The 16,391-nt window shown below is 29.0% G+C and carries 15 protein-coding genes; 12 read left to right on the forward strand and 3 right to left on the reverse strand.

Translation table 11 applies throughout. The annotated features are described in order from the left end of the window. The first annotated feature begins 580 nt into the window (after positions 1-580). From hdcA to I1959_RS12280, 7 genes are all read left to right on the forward strand, one after another. The gene (hdcA, locus tag I1959_RS12250) at positions 581-1,543 is read left to right on the forward strand and encodes a histidine decarboxylase, pyruvoyl type (RefSeq protein ID WP_092921928.1); all 963 of its coding nucleotides are present in this window, start codon (positions 581-583) and stop codon (positions 1,541-1,543) included. A gap of 94 nt (positions 1,544-1,637) precedes the next feature. Next, a complete protein-coding gene (locus I1959_RS12255) occupies positions 1,638-3,116 on the forward strand; it encodes a basic amino acid/polyamine antiporter (protein ID WP_166506102.1) in 1,479 nt (492 codons plus the stop codon). Positions 3,117-3,727: 611 nt separating this feature from the next. Further along, the gene (tsaE, locus tag I1959_RS12260; protein WP_092921932.1) at positions 3,728-4,180 is read left to right on the forward strand and encodes a tRNA (adenosine(37)-N6)-threonylcarbamoyltransferase complex ATPase subunit type 1 TsaE; all 453 of its coding nucleotides are present in this window, start codon (positions 3,728-3,730) and stop codon (positions 4,178-4,180) included. Continuing rightward, the gene (gene tsaB, locus I1959_RS12265; RefSeq protein ID WP_195238473.1) at positions 4,180-4,896 is read left to right on the forward strand and encodes a tRNA (adenosine(37)-N6)-threonylcarbamoyltransferase complex dimerization subunit type 1 TsaB; all 717 of its coding nucleotides are present in this window, start codon (positions 4,180-4,182) and stop codon (positions 4,894-4,896) included. Before tsaE ends, tsaB begins: the two co-directional genes overlap by 1 nt. Beyond that, positions 4,886-5,341 (forward strand): ribosomal protein S18-alanine N-acetyltransferase, encoded by a 456-nt coding sequence (rimI, locus tag I1959_RS12270; RefSeq protein ID WP_242871280.1) that lies wholly within the window; start codon positions 4,886-4,888, stop codon positions 5,339-5,341. Before tsaB ends, rimI begins: the two co-directional genes overlap by 11 nt. A 2-nt stretch (positions 5,342-5,343) precedes the next feature. Next, positions 5,344-6,360 carry a tRNA (adenosine(37)-N6)-threonylcarbamoyltransferase complex transferase subunit TsaD gene (gene tsaD / locus I1959_RS12275; protein WP_092921936.1) on the forward strand — a complete coding sequence of 339 codons (1,017 nt, stop codon included), beginning with the start codon at positions 5,344-5,346 and terminating at the stop codon, positions 6,358-6,360. Positions 6,361-6,392: 32 nt separating this feature from the next. Then, complete coding sequence (locus I1959_RS12280; RefSeq protein WP_166506100.1) at positions 6,393-6,665, forward strand: hypothetical protein; 273 nt, start codon at positions 6,393-6,395, stop codon at positions 6,663-6,665. 42 nt (positions 6,666-6,707) lie between these two features. Here the strand turns inward: I1959_RS12280 and I1959_RS12285 are convergent, their stop codons facing one another. Both I1959_RS12285 and I1959_RS12290 read right to left on the reverse strand, forming a co-directional pair. Continuing rightward, the gene (locus I1959_RS12285) at positions 6,708-8,084 is read right to left on the reverse strand and encodes an MATE family efflux transporter (RefSeq protein ID WP_176579625.1); all 1,377 of its coding nucleotides are present in this window, start codon (positions 8,082-8,084) and stop codon (positions 6,708-6,710) included. Positions 8,085-8,246: 162 nt separating this feature from the next. Beyond that, positions 8,247-10,160, reverse strand: a complete 1,914-nt coding sequence (locus I1959_RS12290) for an ABC-F family ATP-binding cassette domain-containing protein (RefSeq protein WP_195238474.1) — start codon at positions 10,158-10,160, stop codon at positions 8,247-8,249. Between the two features lie 119 nt (positions 10,161-10,279). On the opposite strand from I1959_RS12290, the gene I1959_RS12295 reads away from it, so the two are divergent. After that, positions 10,280-10,918, forward strand: a complete 639-nt coding sequence (locus tag I1959_RS12295; protein WP_092921948.1) for a redox-sensing transcriptional repressor Rex — start codon at positions 10,280-10,282, stop codon at positions 10,916-10,918. A gap of 47 nt (positions 10,919-10,965) precedes the next feature. On the opposite strand, the gene I1959_RS12300 is transcribed toward I1959_RS12295, so the two are convergent. Then, positions 10,966-11,136: a DUF362 domain-containing protein gene (locus I1959_RS12300; RefSeq protein WP_092921951.1), complete on the reverse strand. Its 171-nt coding sequence runs from the start codon at positions 11,134-11,136 to the stop codon at positions 10,966-10,968. 392 nt (positions 11,137-11,528) lie between these two features. On the opposite strand from I1959_RS12300, the gene cooS reads away from it, so the two are divergent. From cooS to I1959_RS12320, 4 genes are all read left to right on the forward strand, one after another. Further along, positions 11,529-13,430 carry an anaerobic carbon-monoxide dehydrogenase catalytic subunit gene (gene cooS / locus I1959_RS12305; protein WP_166506098.1) on the forward strand — a complete coding sequence of 634 codons (1,902 nt, stop codon included), beginning with the start codon at positions 11,529-11,531 and terminating at the stop codon, positions 13,428-13,430. Further along, positions 13,423-13,875 (forward strand): 4Fe-4S dicluster domain-containing protein, encoded by a 453-nt coding sequence (locus I1959_RS12310; RefSeq protein WP_166506097.1) that lies wholly within the window; start codon positions 13,423-13,425, stop codon positions 13,873-13,875. Before cooS ends, I1959_RS12310 begins: the two co-directional genes overlap by 8 nt. Beyond that, complete coding sequence (locus I1959_RS12315; protein ID WP_207733587.1) at positions 13,869-15,137, forward strand: NAD(P)/FAD-dependent oxidoreductase; 1,269 nt, start codon at positions 13,869-13,871, stop codon at positions 15,135-15,137. Before I1959_RS12310 ends, I1959_RS12315 begins: the two co-directional genes overlap by 7 nt. Positions 15,138-15,251: 114 nt before the next feature. Next, positions 15,252-16,061, forward strand: a complete 810-nt coding sequence (locus tag I1959_RS12320; RefSeq protein ID WP_166506096.1) for an ATP-binding protein — start codon at positions 15,252-15,254, stop codon at positions 16,059-16,061. Positions 16,062-16,391: the final 330 nt, after the last annotated feature.

Raw genomic sequence — 16,391 nt, forward strand, 5'->3', positions numbered from 1 at the left:
TCGCAGTTAAATAAGAAAATACTCTATATTTTTTTTGAGTATCTAAAAAATATTTAAATTCATTAGATGTTAATGAGTTATTGAAAATAGATTGCCCATCACTTCTATCAATAAAAGCCTTATTAGAGGATATTATTAGTGTTTAATCCAATTTAATCAGAGTATAATTTAGCACAATCATATACTCTGCCAGTAGTGATAGCAACATAAATACCTTTAGTAAAAGCATTTTTAAAAGCAGTTTTATTTTTTTAGAAATAGTTTATTGATTTATTAGAAGAGCATCATATATATCTAGAGATATTAATTTTATATTCATATTAAATTTTTTTAGGTTTATTATAATGTATGCAAAAAAATAGGTTAAATTGAAAAAATCTATAATTATTAAAGGAAAAGTTTATTATATCTAATAAATCGTATGATATAAATAATCATTAAAATAATGTACAAGTATATAGAACTTTAGTAAATTTCTAAATATAAAGAAATAAACGTTTTCTGATTTTATTTTTTTGTCAAGGGTATATGTACTCATGTACAGCGATTTGCTGTATATAATTTTTGGGAGGTGTTCAAAATGAACAAGAATTTAGAAGAACAGAGAAATCGAACTATAGGGGTAGGGCCCAGAAAGGTAAGAAAAGTAAGAGCGGCTAAGGTAGATAAAACAGCTATAAGTCCATATAATCGTTACTGTGATGGATACGGAATGCCAGGAGCTTATGGAAATGGATATGTTTCAGTTCTTACAGTTTCTGTTGGTACAGTTAAAAAAACAGATGACTTTTTATTAGACGGGATAGTTTCATATGATAGAGCGGAAATAAATGATGCATATGTCGGTCAAATAAATATGCTTACAGCTTCATCTTTTTGCGGTATAGCAGGGCAAGTATGGGGTTATGATTTAGCAACACATATGAATATAGCGGATGAAAAAGAACAACCATTATTTGATGTTGAACAATTTGATGGAACACCACTTAAAGTGTATGACGCTAAACCTTTATTAGAAGCAGGTATTGAATTATTCGGTACAGAAAAAAATAGACGTTTCCCAACAATACCAGGAGCTCATGTAATATGCGCAAACAAGAGTGTTACATCTTATAGACCAAAAGAAAATAGACCTTTAAAAGAAGGAGAAGCTTACGGAGTTTGGTCATTTATAGCAATTTCATTATCAAATGATAGAGATAATTGTGCGGATTTATTTATAGAAGATGCGGGACTTTGGACAAAAAATGATAATGAAGAAGATCTAAAAAAATTCTTAGAAAAACACAGAAAAGCAGTTGCTTGGTCAGTTAAAGAGTGTGGTAGAGATTCACATGTAGTATTTGATAGAACTTATGTAGGATTTGCATATACAATAATGAAACCAGGTGAAATCGGAAATGCATTAACTTGTGCTCCATATGTAACTTTAGCAAGAGATGCAGTACCTGAAAGCGGATTTTCAAGTTTAAATCAATTAACACTTAATGAGTGGTTAGATGAGATGGAATTTAAGCCATTAACAGAATGTACTCAGAAATAATTATTTTAAGTACATTTTGTTAAGAGTTTAAATTACAAAATGCACTTAAAGCTAGTAATTTTCATAAAACTTAATGAAATTTAGGAGGGCTATTATGAGCGATAAAAGTAGCGGTAGCGAAGCGAAAGATAATAGCACTAAAAAGCTTGGTGTAGTTGCTTTAGCGGGCGTAGTAATAAGCGCTATGCTAGGTGGTGGAGTTTATAATCTACCACAAAATATGGCTCAGCATGCATCTGCCGGTGCAATACTAATTGCATGGATAATAACTGGTTTTGGTATGTGGTTTATTGCAAACACTTTTAGAGTGCTTGCAGCAGCCAGACCAGATGTGACAACTGGTATATATGCTTATGGTGAGTTAGGATTTGGTAAATTTACAGGTTTCTTAATGGCATGGGGGTATTGGATATGTAATTCTTTTGCCAATGTAGGATATGCAGTACTATTAATGGATTCACTTAACTATTTCTTTCCATCATATTTTACAGGTGGGAATAACTGGTTGTCTATTGTTTGTGGGTCAATAGTACTTTGGGTTATTTATTTTGCAGTTTTATCAGGTGTTAAACAGGCTGCATTTTTAAATGTAATAGGAACAATCGGTAAACTAGTTCCATTAGCTATATTTATATTAGTATTAGCTATATCATTTAAAGTTTCACTCTTCTTTACTGATTTTTGGGGCTTAAAAACTGTTGCATCAGTTCATGATAGCGCGCTAGGTGGATTATTGCCTCAAGTTAAGAGTACCATGCTGGTAACTTTATGGGTATTTACAGGTATAGAAGGAGCGGTTGTTGTATCTGGTAGAGCTAAATCACAAAAAGATGTTGGGAAAGCTACATTTTTAGGGTTCTTAACTTGTCTTTTACTATACACTATGCTTTCATTATTACCACTTGGTGTAGTTCCTCAAGGGGCTGTATCTAAAATGGCACCACCGTCAACTGCAGCAGTCTTAATGACTATAATGGGCAAATGGGGTAGTATAATAATGAATGTTGGTGTAATTATAGCCATTTTAAGTTCTTGGCTTATATGGACAGTTATGTTAACAGAATTACCATATGCAGCGGCAAAAGATGGAACATTCCCTAAAGTATTTACAAAAGAAAATAAAAAAGAAGCACCATCATTTTCATTACTTGCATCTACTATTGTAATGCAAATAATATTAATATGTGTTCACTTTACCGGAAATGCTTGGAATATGATGTTAAGTATAACAAGTGTTATGGCTTTACCTTGTTATATAGCTTCAACTTTATACTTATATAAAATATCTTCAAAAGAGGATGCTTATCCGAAAAAAATATTTGCAAGCCGTACTTATGCATATATAACTGCCATAATAGGTACTATATATGGGTTATGGTTATTATATGCAGCGGGGCTAGAATATTTATTAATATCACTAATTATCTATGCGATAGGTATTCCAGTATTTAAAAAAGCAAGAAAAGAAATAGAGCCAGACAAACCTGAATTTACTAAGATAGAAAGATATGTTGCTATAGGGCTAATAGTGCTTGGGATAGTAGGTTTAATATATCTATTTAAATTTATGTAATTTAGATAAAATAAAAAAATAGAGAGATTATAAAAATTAATCTCTCTATTTTTTCGTTTTATTTAGAAATTTAATATTTTATTATATAAGAATATATTCATTATTAACTTTGTTTATTTATTTGTATATCTCTGACTTAAGTATATGTGTATTCAAATTAAAAAGCACCTACTAATTTCTTAGCAAGTGCTTCAGGGGAATAAGGAATATATTGTTTGGGGGAATAAATATTTCTTATACTATAATTATTATCAAATTAAAAGATTATATACATATTTTATAAAAAAATTTATTTATAATGAATATGGCTAAAATATTAAACTAAAAAGAAAAAACTGCCTACATTACAGGCAGTAGGAAATAATTATTTTAAAAAGGGTTAGGAATATAGAGTAAATTTAAAAAAGGTTTTTAAAAGTACATACACCTGTACCTTTAAAAACCTTCATGGTTTCAATTAACTTATATTCTTAATTAAATAGTAGTTCACTATTTTCAAAAAGTCAACCATAAATGTATATTATATTTATAAATACTTTATAATACCAGATGGTTATAATATAATAATATCTAGTTGATAATTTTTTCAAACTATTTATGGAGATGAATTTATGATTAAAATATATTTAGAAGATGAAAATAAAACAAAAGAAATTGGATATAAATTAGGAAAATTGCTAACACCAGGAAGTGTTATATGTTTAATAGGAGATTTAGGAGCTGGAAAGACTACAATGACTCAAAGTCTTGCAAAGGCCCTAGAAGTAGATGATTATATAACTAGCCCAACATTTACAATAGTAAATGAGTATGAAGGAAAAATGCCTTTATACCATTTTGATGTATACAGAATTGGTAGTAGTGATGAAATGTATGATATAGGATATGATGAGTATATAAATGGAGAAGGAGTATGCATAATAGAATGGGCAAATCTAATAGAAGACATACTTCCAGAAGAATACTTACATATAGAATTAAGATACAAAGATATGTCTAGAGAAATGATATTAAATCCAGTGGGAGAAAAATATGAAAAGATAGTTGAGGAGTTGACAAGATAATGAAGGTACTAGGAATAGATACATCTTCGCTTGCTACAAGTATAGCTGTTATAGAAGATGATAAATTAATATGTGAATATATAGTAAATACAAAAAAGACACATTCTCAAAAACTTATGCCTATGATAGAAAATATGCTTAAGATGAGTGATTTAAATGTTAATGATATAGACCTAATAGCTATATGTGAAGGACCTGGATCATTTACTGGACTTAGAATAAGTATGGCTACAGCAAAGGCTATATCACATGTAAATAATATACCAATGGTAGGTGTTAATTCAGTAGAATTATTAGCTGGGAATATGGACTTATGTGATAAGAAAATATGCTCTATATTAGATGCACAAAGAACTCAAGTTTATATGGGACAATATAAATATGAAAATGGAAAATTAGTTGAGTTAAAAGGTGTAGATGTAGTAGAGATATATGATTTATTAGAAGAATTATCAAACTCTAATGAAGAGTGGATATTAGTTGGAGAAGCTGTATATAAATATGAAGACAAGATTAAGGAAATAGAAAATATACATATACCAGAACCTTCTCATAATGTAAATAAAGCAAGTAGCTTATGTGTAATAGGTATGGAAAAGTATAAAAATAATATAAATGTTCATGATTGCTATACTATAAATCCAGTATATATTAGAAAATCTCAAGCAGAAGTTCAATATGATGAAAAGATGAAGAGGTTAAATGATGGAAAATAATATAGTTATAGAAAGAATGACGGCCAAAGATATTGACGGAGTTTTTGAAGTTGAAAAAAACTGCTTTGAAGATTATTGGTCTAAAGATGCATTTAAAAAAGAATTAAGTAACGATGTTGCTAGATATTTAGTTGCTAAAATAGATGATAAAGTAGTAGGTTACGTTGGAATATGGTTTGTTGTTGATGAAGGCCATATCACTAATGTAGCGGTACATGAAGATTATAGAGGTAGAAAAGTAGGAGACAAGCTAATACAAGCACTAGTAGAGCTTTGCAGAGAAAGTAATATAGTATCAATGACTTTAGAAGTAAGGGTTTCAAATATAGTTGCTCAAAATCTTTATAAAAAGTATGGATTTAAGTTAGCAGGAATAAGAAAAGAATACTATAGCAACAACAAAGAAGATGCCATGATTATGTGGAGTGATATAAAGGCGGTGTAGTAATGAAAGATATAATAACATTATCAGTAGAGAGTAGTTGTGATGAAACTTCTATAGCTATTTTAAAAAATGGTAGAGAAGTTTTGACAAACATAGTTTCAACTCAAATAGATTTACATAAAAAATTCGGTGGAGTAGTTCCTGAGGTTGCATCAAGAAAGCATATAGAAAATATAGATGGAGTATTACAAGAAGCTTTAGATGAAGCTAAAATAGAATTAAAGGATATAGATCATATAGCAGTAACTTATGGACCAGGCTTAGTTGGTGCTTTACTTGTTGGATTATCTTATGCAAAATCATTAGCATTTTGTTTAAATAAACCACTTGTAGGGGTAAATCATATAGAAGGGCATGTTAGTGCAAACTATATAGCTCATAAGGATTTAAAGCCACCATTTATAACTTTAATAGTTTCTGGTGGACATACTCATTTAGTAGAAGTTAAGGACTATGGAAAATATGAGATACTTGGAAGAACAAGAGATGATGCATCTGGAGAAGCTTTTGACAAAATAGCGAGAGCTATGGGATTAGGATACCCAGGAGGACCTATAGTAGATAAGTTAGCTAAGCAAGGAAATAAAAATGCAATAGATTTTCCTAGAGCTTATTTAGATGAAGGTTATGATTTTAGTTTTAGTGGATTAAAATCTGCTGTATTAAATTATCTAAATGCTAAAAAGATGAAAAAAGAAGAAATAGTAGTAGAAGATGTATGCGCATCTTTCCAAGAAGCTGTTGTAGAAGTATTATCTCAAAAGGCAATAAAAGCAGCTAAGGAAAAAGGATACAATACAATTGCTTTAGCAGGAGGGGTTGCTTGCAACTCAGCACTTAGAGAAAAAATAACAGAATTAGGAAAAGAAAATAATATAGATATAAAATATCCACCAGTAGATTTATGTACAGATAATGCAGCTATGATAGGTTGTGCAGGATATTATAATTATATAAATGGAATAATAGATGATATGAGTTTAAATGCTGTTCCAAATCTAAAAATTGGACAGAGGTAAATACAATAAATTGTAAATTATAAGGGGAAATTATGAAAAAATCAAATGTACTATTAATTGTAGCAGTGATATTTCAAATTATGTTTTTATTAGTATTTACATCAATAATAGATTTATATGCTATATTAGCAAGCTCATTAGCTACATCAATAATAGACTTTTTATGTTCAGGAGCTATAGTTTCTGGATTTATAGCATCATATATTTATTATGAAGAAAATAAAAAAATATCTATAGGCTTATGGATTATAAGTACATTATTTTTAGTGATATATATTTTTAGTGCATTTATAGGTACAATGTGATAAAAAATAACTCTGAGAAATTTCTCAGAGTTATTCTTTTAATTAATTCATTTCTTTTACTATATTTGCAGCCCATTTTTTAGATAATGCTCTTGGAACACCAAAAATAAACTTAACTAGCTCTTCACTGTAAGTTAATAGTACTAATACATAAATAGGAGCACCTTTAAATGCTGCTATAAATGTTAATGGAATTGATACTAACCACATACATCCAAGCTCTAAAAATAAGGCATATCTAGTATCTCCACCACTTCTTAAAACACCTATTATTATTAATGTATTAAATGATTTAAGAGCCATTAAAATACCCATTATAATAAATATCTTAGTTATATCCGGAGCTAAATTTGGTGTAACACTAAATATATTCAATAATAGAGGAATATTTAATATTAGCAACCCTCCAAAAATTAGACCTGTAATAAATACAAGAGCAGAGAACTTTTTAGCATAAGAGATAGCTCTATCTATATTATCTGCACCAAGTTCATTACCCAACATTATAGATGCTCCTATAGCTATACATACAGCTGTCATTATAAAGAAGTTACCTGTACTTGTTGCTATTTGGCTAGCAGCTATGGCAGAAGTACCAGCTTTTGAGTACGCAACTGAATACAATACTGTACCAATTGCCCATGCAGTATCATTTAAGAAGATTGGAAAACTAGTTTTTAAAAATGATGAAGAAAACTCTTTATCAATAAGTTTTAATTCTTTTATACCAAACTTTAAAGTATAATCTTTTTTAAAGAAGTATACATATCCAATTAGTAAAGAAAATTCAACTATTCTAGCTATAACCGTAGCAAGTGCAGCACCTTTAACACCTAACATAGGCATCCCTAAATTACCGAATATAAGGCCATAATTAAGAATTATATTAACAATTAACGCAACTGAGCTACAAATCATACCTAGCTTAGGATTTCTAATTCCTCTTGAGCCTACACTAAAAACACTACTCATAGCAATAAGAGGATAACAAAATACAACTATACTAAAGTATTCTGTGCATTGTCTTATTACTTCAGGGTCATATGAAAATATATGAATAATTTCGGTTGGTATGATTAATGCTGGTATAAAAAATACTAGACTAAGTAAAACTGCTAGTATAATAGTAAATCCTGTTACCTTACGAATATTAGTTGTATCACCTTTTCCAAAGAACTGAGAAATAAATATTCCAGCACCACCAGTAATACCTGATAGAGACATACTAAATAAGAAAAAGAACTGGTTTGCAACACCGATAGAAGCTACTGATGTTTCGCCCAAACTACTTATCATCATAGTATCTATTACATTTACTGATGTTGATATAAGTTGTTGTATTATTATTGGAATGCATAAAGATACAAGTACCTTATAGAACATCTTATTATCATCACTTAAAGAAAATAATCCTTGCAAAATATCACCCCTTTATTTAATTTTAAAATCATCTTGTTAAATAATATCATAATAAAGTACGTGTGTAACTATATAAATAATAGAAATTTAAATTAAAAATATTTTATATTATAATATTATCTTATAGAATTACCCACAAAAAAAGAAGCCTGTAAATGGCTTCTACATAAATAATTCCCACTCTTCATATAAGGTAGATAATTTATCTTCAAGAGATGATTTTTTTTGACTAACTTCTCTTGATTTATCAGGATTAGAATAGACTTCCTCTTGACATAGTAATACATCCAGTTCTTCTATTTCAGATTCAGTTTCTTCTATTTCTTTTTCTATATTTTGTCTTTTAATTCTATTTTTCTTTTCTATTTCTCTTTGTTCTCTCTCTTTACGTTTTTCATCTTTTAGTTGTGTTTTAGTTTTCTCTACAACCTCAACATTGTTACTCATTTCTTGAACCTGTTTTTTCTTTTCTAAATAGTAGTCATAGTTACCAAGGTATTCAGTTATACCAGTTTCATCTAAAACTAATATTTTATCTACAACAGTATTTAGGAAATATCTATCATGAGATATTGTAAACACTGTACCCGTATATCCACATAAAGCTTCTTCAAGAACTTCTTTAGAATCTATATCTAAGTGGTTAGTAGGCTCATCAAGAAGAAGAAAATTAGCTTTTGAAAGAATTAATTTAAGTATAGCAACTCTAGCTCTTTCTCCACCACTTAATGTTGAAATCTTTTTAAACACATCTTCACCTTCAAATAAAAAGGCTCCAAGCATACTTCTAAGAGTAGTTTGAGTCAGGTGAGTATTATCATTCCATATCTCATCTATAATAGTATTTTCTAAATTAAGAGTTTTTTGCTCCTGGTGGAAATAAGATACATTAACATTAGTACCAAACTTAACATCTCCAGAAAAAGGAGTTAACTCATTCATAATTATTTTAAATAGAGTAGATTTACCGATACCATTAGCACCTATAAGAGCCACCTTTTCTCCCCTGTATATATCAAGGTTTATATCTTTAAATAATATTTTTTCACCATAACCCATAGAGATATCTCTTAATTGGAGAACATCATTACCACTAGTAACAGATGGATTAAATTCTATTCTAGCTCTCTTTCTTTTACCATCAGGCTTATCTAACACATCGACTTTAGCAAGCATTTTTTCTTTACTTCTAGCTCTTTTTATATGCTTTTCTCTGCCATATGCTTTTAATCTTTCTATAGATTCTTCTTGTTTCTTTATTTCCTTTTGCTGGTCTTCATACTTCTTTTGTTCTATTTCTTTTTCTACAATAGAAGCTTTTACGAAATCAGAGTAATTTCCATTATAAGATTTTAATCTCTTATTATGTATCTCAAATACTCTATTAACAACTTGGTCTAGGAAATATCTATCATGTGATATTAAAATTACTGTACCTTTATATTGTTTTAAGAAAACTTCAAGCCATTCTATTGCTTCTGCATCTAGGTGGTTAGTAGGTTCGTCTAATAGAAGTAGGGTAGGTTTTCTAAGAAGTAGTTTACCTAGAAGTACTCTAGTTTTTTCACCTCCAGAAAGTACGTCGATAGGTTTGTTCATATCGTCATCGCTAAACCCTAATCCTTTTAAAACACCTTTTGCCTCAGATTTATATCCGTAACCATTCATATCAGAGAACTTTTCTAATTTGTGAGAGTATTCGTCCATTATTTTTTCAAGTTTATTTGAGTTAGGATTTGCACTTTCTTCAGCTATTTTAACCTCTAAGTTTCTTAAGTAGTTTTCCATTTCTATTAAGTCTTTAAATACTTCTAAAACTTCTTCTAAAATAGTGTTGTTTGAGTGGAAATTGGTATGTTGTTCTAAGTATCCTATTTCACAATCTTTAGACGTATATATATCTCCACTATCATAACCATATATCCCAGAGATAACTTTAAATAGAGTAGTTTTACCCGTACCATTTACACCAACTATCCCTATTTTATCACCTTCATTAACAGTAAAACTTACATTTTCTAATATAGAATCTATTCCAAAACTTTTATTTAAGTTATTACACGACAAAACGATCATAAATTTATACCTCCTTGAACTACCTAAAATTATAATGTTTTGATATAATATAATCAAGGATATTAAACTATGTTTTAAAAATATAGATAATTATGTCATATTTACAGGAGGTGAAAAAAATGGGTTCTAAGAATATATCGATGGCAGTTATAAGAAGATTACCGAAATATCATAGATACTTAGGAGAGTTATTAGATAAGGATATACATAGAATATCATCTAAGGAATTAAGTGAGATTATCGGTTTTACAGCATCTCAAATAAGACAAGATTTAAATAATTTTGGTGGTTTTGGCCAACAAGGTTATGGATATAATGTAGAAGCACTTCATAATGAAATCGGAAAAATTTTGGGGCTAGATAGAAAGTATAATGCAATACTAATAGGGGCAGGAAATTTAGGTCAAGCAATAGCTAACTATTCTGGATTTAGAAAAGCTGGATTTGAAGTTAAAGCATTATTTGATGCAAATCCCAAAATGATAGGGTTAAAAATAAGAGACTTTGAAGTACTAGATTCAGAGGAGATAGAGAAATATGTTGAGGAACATAATATAGATATTGCTATACTATGTATACCAAAGAACGGAGCGCAAGACACAGTCAATAGATTAGTTAGTGTTGGTATAAAAGGAATATGGAACTTCGCACCTATAGATTTAGAAGTACCAAAGGATGTTATAGTTGAGAACGTAAATTTAACAGAAAGCTTATTCACTCTATCATACTTAATGAAAGAAAGTGAAGAAGAATTATAAAAATAAAAAACTACCATACATATGTATGGTAGTTTTTGTATATTAGATTACTCTGGTTGAGGAGCATCAACTGGACATACTCCAGCACAAGCACCACATTCAACACAAGTATCTGCATCTATAACGTATTTGTCATCTCCTGCAGATATACATTCAACTGGACATTCAGCAGCACAAGCACCACAGCTTATGCAAGCATCATTTATCATGTAAGCCATCACAAAATCCTCCCTTGATTTTTTTATTATGTATTCATTAATATTATAACAAAAAAATTCCAACATAACAAAGAAAAAAATTTTACAAGAATATTAATAAAATGACAGATTAATATAAAATAAAATGGGTATAGACTAACAAAAAATAATATTTAATTATATAATGAACAGATTAATCATTATAAAAAATAAATATATATAAAAAAAGTTTTATAATTAAGACAAGAAAAATTTAAAAAATATGTTTAAGATTAAAATTTTTATGGTAAATATTGAATATAAAATTATAGTTAAAAAAAAATCAATCAAGTCATCAAGGTCAAATCAATTCAATTCTAACTAAATTTTCATCCAAATTAAAATCTAATAAATAATATTAAGGGGGAAATATTATGTCTTGTAATACTTGTAGAATGTGTGAAAGTGCTGATAAGAGGTTAGAAAGCTTTATAGCTTCAAAGGATGTAGAAACATCATTCCATAGAACAGAAGATCAAAAAATTAAATGTGGATTTGGGCTTCAAGGAGTGTGTTGTAGACTATGTTCAAATGGTCCATGTAGAATAACACCAAAATCACCAAGAGGTATATGTGGAGCAGATGCAGATACCATAGTAGCTAGAAACTTTTTAAGAGCAGTTGCATCAGGTTCCGCTTGTTATTTACATGTAGTAGAAACTACAGCTAGAAATCTAAAGGATTTAGGAGAGAAAAAAGGGAATATAAAGGGATTAAATGCACTAAATAATTTAGCTGAAATGTTTGGAGTAGAATCTAAAGATAATCATCAAAAATGTATAGATATAGCCAATAAGGTGTTAAATGACTTATATAAGCCAAGATACGAGAAAATGGAATTAGTTGAAAAGGTAGCATATGGACCAAGAGTAGATAAATGGAAAGAGCTAGGAATAATGCCAGGTGGAGCTAAGTCAGAAGTCTTTGATGCAATAGTAAAATCATCTACAAACTTAAATAGTGATCCAGTAGATATGTTGGTTAATTGCTTAAATTTAGGTATATCAACAGGCTTATATGGTCTTACATTAACTAACCTTTTAAATGATGTTATGTTAGGAGAGCCAGTTATAAGAATGGCTCCAGTAGGATTTAATGTTATAGATAAAGATTATATAAATATAATGATAACAGGACATCAACATTCAGTATTTTCTCATTTCCAAGATAGATTAAAAGACAACGATGTAGTAGAATTAGCAAAATCGGTAGGAGCTAAAGGGTTTAAATTAGTTGGATGTACTTGTGTAGGTCAAGATTTACAGTTAAGAGGAGAACATTACCAAGAGGTATTTGTGGGTCATACAGGAAATAACTTCACTAGTGAGGCTGTACTTTCAACAGGTGCTATAGACATGGTACTATCAGAATTTAACTGTACAATACCAGGACTTGAGCCAATAGCAGATAAATATAAAGTTAAGATGGTTTGCTTAGATGATGTAGCTAAGAAATCAAATGCAGAGTATATACCATTTGATAGAGAGAATATAGAATCTATAAGCGAAAGTCTAATAAATAAAGCATTAGAAGCATATAAAGAAAGAAGAAATGTAGTAGAAATAGATATACCAAGTGACCATGGATACGAAAAATCTTTAACAGGAGTAAGTGAAAAGAACTTAAAAGCATTCTTAGGAGATTCATGGAAACCATTAATAAACTTAATTGCAGAAGGAAAAATTAAAGGTATAGCTGCTGTAGTTGGATGCTCAAATATGACTGCTGGTGGACACGATATAAATACAGTTGAATTAACTAAAGAATTAATTAAGAGAGATATAATAGTTCTTTCTGCTGGATGTTCAACAGGAGGGCTTGAAAATGTAGGGCTTATGTCTCCAGGGGCAGAAGAATTAGCAGGGGATAACTTAAAAGAAGTTTGTAAGTCTTTAGGAATACCACCAGTACTAAACTTTGGACCATGTTTAGCAATAGGAAGATTAGAAATAGTTGCTACAGAAATAGCAGCAGAATTAGGTATAGATTTACCTCAATTACCACTTGTACTATCAGCACCACAATGGCTAGAGGAGCAAGCATTAGCTGATGGGGCATTTGGTTTAGCACTAGGATTACCACTTCACTTAGCATTACCACCATTTATAACAGGAGGAAAACTAGTAACAGAAGTGCTTACAGAAAAATTAAAAGATTTAACAGGAGGCCACGTTATAGTTAATCCAGACCCAAAATCGTCAGCAGAGCAATTAGAAGAAATAATAATTGATAGAAGACAAAAACTTGGGTTAAAGGAAGTGGAATCTTATGCATAGAATTATAATTAATAAAGAATTATGTACTGGATGTAAAAGTTGTGTTTTAGCTTGTATGTTAAAGCACAGTGAAAATAGCAACATGTATACACTTAATCTAGATGATATAGATAATGATAGTAGAGGGCATATAGAATTAGATAAAGATAATAAACCAGTACCAATTATATGCAGACATTGTGATGAGCCAGAATGTGTTCTAACTTGTATGAGTGGAGCAATGGTTAAAGATAAAAAGACAGGAATAGTTTCTTATGATGAAAAGAAATGTGGGTCATGTTATATGTGTATAATGTCTTGTCCTTACGGGGTTTTAAAAGTAGACGATAAAACAAAGCAAGTTGTATTAAAGTGTGACTTATGTATAAATGAAGAAAATCCTAAGTGTGTAGCAAATTGTCCAACTGGAGCACTAGAGCTACAGAAGGGAGAATCATTATGTTAGATAAAATATTAAACATATTTAGAAGTAAAAAAAGTATTGATTATGTTATATTAGGTGCAAGTGCAGCAGGGATAAGTGCAGCTAAAACATTAAGAGAATTGGATAAAGAAGGTAGCATAGTAATAGTATCAAAGGATGATAAAACATATTCGCGTTGTATGTTGCATCATGTTATATCTAACCATAGAACTGTAGAGGAAATAAACTTTGTAGATGAAGAATTTATGAAAGAAAATAATATTATATGGGTAAAAGGAACAAGTGTTAAATCTTTAGACACAAATTCTAAAAAGGTAATATTAGAAAATCAAGCTATAGAATATAATAAACTTCTAATAGCTACTGGTGCATCTGCATTTATACCGCCAATAAAGAATTTAAGAGAAGCAAACAATGTATACCCATTAAGAGATATAGAAGATGCATATAATATAAAAGATAAAGTTAAAAAAATAAATAAAGTAGCCATTATAGGGGCTGGATTAGTTGGAATAGATGCTCTTGTTGGGTTGTTAGAGTACAAAAATATTGAAGTATCTTTAGTAAACACAGGTCAATTTATACTTAATAAACAATTAGATAAGTATAGTGCATCAACATATGAGAAAAAATTTATAGAAAACGGTGGAAAGCTATATCAAGGTGTAGCCATAAAAGAAATAGTAATAAAGGACAATAAGGATATAGTAGGGATATTGTTAGAAGATGGAACTTTGGTTGAATGCGAAATGATTATTGTGGCTACAGGAGTTAGACCAAATGCAGATTTTATAAAGAACACTAACATATCCTATGATAAAGGAATAGTTATAAATGACAAATGTGAAACTACGCAAAAAGACGTATATGCGGCAGGAGATGTAGTAGGAAAAAATGCTATATGGCCAATAGCTGTAAAACAAGGCTTAGTCTCAGCCTATAATATGTACGGAAAAGAAAGATTAATAGATGATAGTTTTGCAGCAAAAAATAGTATGAACTTTATGGGAATAGCGACAGTATCCCTTGGAATGGTAGAACCTATAGATGAATCATATAAAGTTGCAATTAGAAAGGATAATAATAATTACAAGAAATTTATATATAAAGATAATATGATATATGGAGCTATTGCTCAAGGTGATATATCTTATATAGGAACTATAACTTATTTAATTAAAAATAAGATAGAAATAGAAAACTTAGAAAACAGAATATTTGATATAGGTTATGCAGATTTCTTAAGTCTAAAAGAAAATGGAGAATTCTGTTATAATATATAATAAATAAGGCTATAGATTAATCTATAGCCTTATTTATTATATATTATAGATATATTAAAAATATAAATAATAATTTATATAGAATTAAAATTTATGGGGTATAGAGGTGTTTTTATGAGAATTTATGCACTTATTGGTTCAAGTGGAACAGGTAAGAGTTATAGAGCTTTAGAGTTGGCATATGAAAAAGATATAGATTATATAATAGATGATGGTCTTCTTATACATAAAAATAAGATATTAGCTGGAGTATCTGCGAAACAAGCAAAGACAACTATGGAAGCAGTAAAAAGAGCTATATTTAATGATGAATTACATAGACAATCGGTTAAATCAAAGATAAAAAACGAAAAAGTAGAGAATCTATTAATATTAGGAACATCAAAAAAAATGATAGATAAAATAGTAAAAAGATTGGAAATAGGAACAGATTATAAAGCAATAGATATAAGAGATATAAGTAGTGATAGGGAGATAGATATAGCAAGAGAGTCTAGAAGAAGGGGCAATCATATAATACCCGTACCAAGTGTGGAAATAAAACAAATAGCTACTGGATTAAGTATAAACTCTATAAAAAAATTATTTAGAAAAAAGGATAAAGATTGTAAACTAATAGAAAAAACTATTATTAGACCAACATTTAGTTATATAGGAAAATTTTATATAAGTCCTAATGTCATGCATCAAATTATAAGATATGAGTTGAGGCAAATAAATGAAATAGAAAAAGTCAATAAAGTAGAGGTATTTAATGCAAATAATAACATAAAGATATTTTTAAATGTGAATATCAAAAGCCCAACAATTTTTAATAAAATTGAAGAAATACAAAAAAAATTAAAAAATAACATAGAAAAAGTAACAATGATGAATGTATATAAAATAGACATTTATATAAATAAATTAAGGAAAGATTTTTAAAGTTAAGTATAGAATTGCATAAAAAAATACCTGTTAGTATAAAAATTCTACAGGAAAATATGACGAAAATTGTAAAAAACTTTACATAAAACCATTATTAGGATATAATAAAGGTTACAAATGTATATTTAAGTGATACATTGGATAAAATAATAAATTTAATTAAAATATTTTTTATACAAGATTTGTAAAGTTTTAAATAATTCTCAAAATAATTCAAAATAATTCAAAATAAATAATTCTTAATAAAATAATACTACATAGTTAGTAACAATAGATTACAAAAAAGTTACAAGTTTTACAAAAATTATAAAATCTTGTGTATTAGTA

The sequence above is a fragment of the Romboutsia sp. 1001285H_161024_C4 genome (assembly GCF_015550185.1).
Taxonomy (GTDB): domain Bacteria; phylum Bacillota; class Clostridia; order Peptostreptococcales; family Peptostreptococcaceae; genus Romboutsia_C; species Romboutsia_C hominis.

Bases quoted from the DNA above. Each gene is read 5' to 3' on its own strand.
- I1959_RS12300 (WP_092921951.1), bottom strand. From the start codon at position 11,136: ATGGCTTACATGATAAATGATGCTTGCATAAGCTGTGGTGCTTGTGCT.
- I1959_RS12315 (WP_207733587.1), top strand. From the start codon at position 13,869: ATGTTAGATAAAATATTAAACATATTTAGAAGTAAAAAAAGTATTGAT.
- I1959_RS12320 (WP_166506096.1), top strand. From the start codon at position 15,252: ATGAGAATTTATGCACTTATTGGTTCAAGTGGAACAGGTAAGAGTTAT.
- I1959_RS12310 (WP_166506097.1), top strand. From the start codon at position 13,423: ATGCATAGAATTATAATTAATAAAGAATTATGTACTGGATGTAAAAGT.
- hdcA (WP_092921928.1), top strand. From the start codon at position 581: ATGAACAAGAATTTAGAAGAACAGAGAAATCGAACTATAGGGGTAGGG.
- rimI (WP_242871280.1), top strand. From the start codon at position 4,886: ATGGAAAATAATATAGTTATAGAAAGAATGACGGCCAAAGATATTGAC.
- I1959_RS12280 (WP_166506100.1), top strand. From the start codon at position 6,393: ATGAAAAAATCAAATGTACTATTAATTGTAGCAGTGATATTTCAAATT.
- tsaB (WP_195238473.1), top strand. From the start codon at position 4,180: ATGAAGGTACTAGGAATAGATACATCTTCGCTTGCTACAAGTATAGCT.
- I1959_RS12255 (WP_166506102.1), top strand. From the start codon at position 1,638: ATGAGCGATAAAAGTAGCGGTAGCGAAGCGAAAGATAATAGCACTAAA.
- tsaD (WP_092921936.1), top strand. From the start codon at position 5,344: ATGAAAGATATAATAACATTATCAGTAGAGAGTAGTTGTGATGAAACT.
- cooS (WP_166506098.1), top strand. From the start codon at position 11,529: ATGTCTTGTAATACTTGTAGAATGTGTGAAAGTGCTGATAAGAGGTTA.
- I1959_RS12295 (WP_092921948.1), top strand. From the start codon at position 10,280: ATGGGTTCTAAGAATATATCGATGGCAGTTATAAGAAGATTACCGAAA.
- tsaE (WP_092921932.1), top strand. From the start codon at position 3,728: ATGATTAAAATATATTTAGAAGATGAAAATAAAACAAAAGAAATTGGA.
- I1959_RS12290 (WP_195238474.1), bottom strand. From the start codon at position 10,160: ATGATCGTTTTGTCGTGTAATAACTTAAATAAAAGTTTTGGAATAGAT.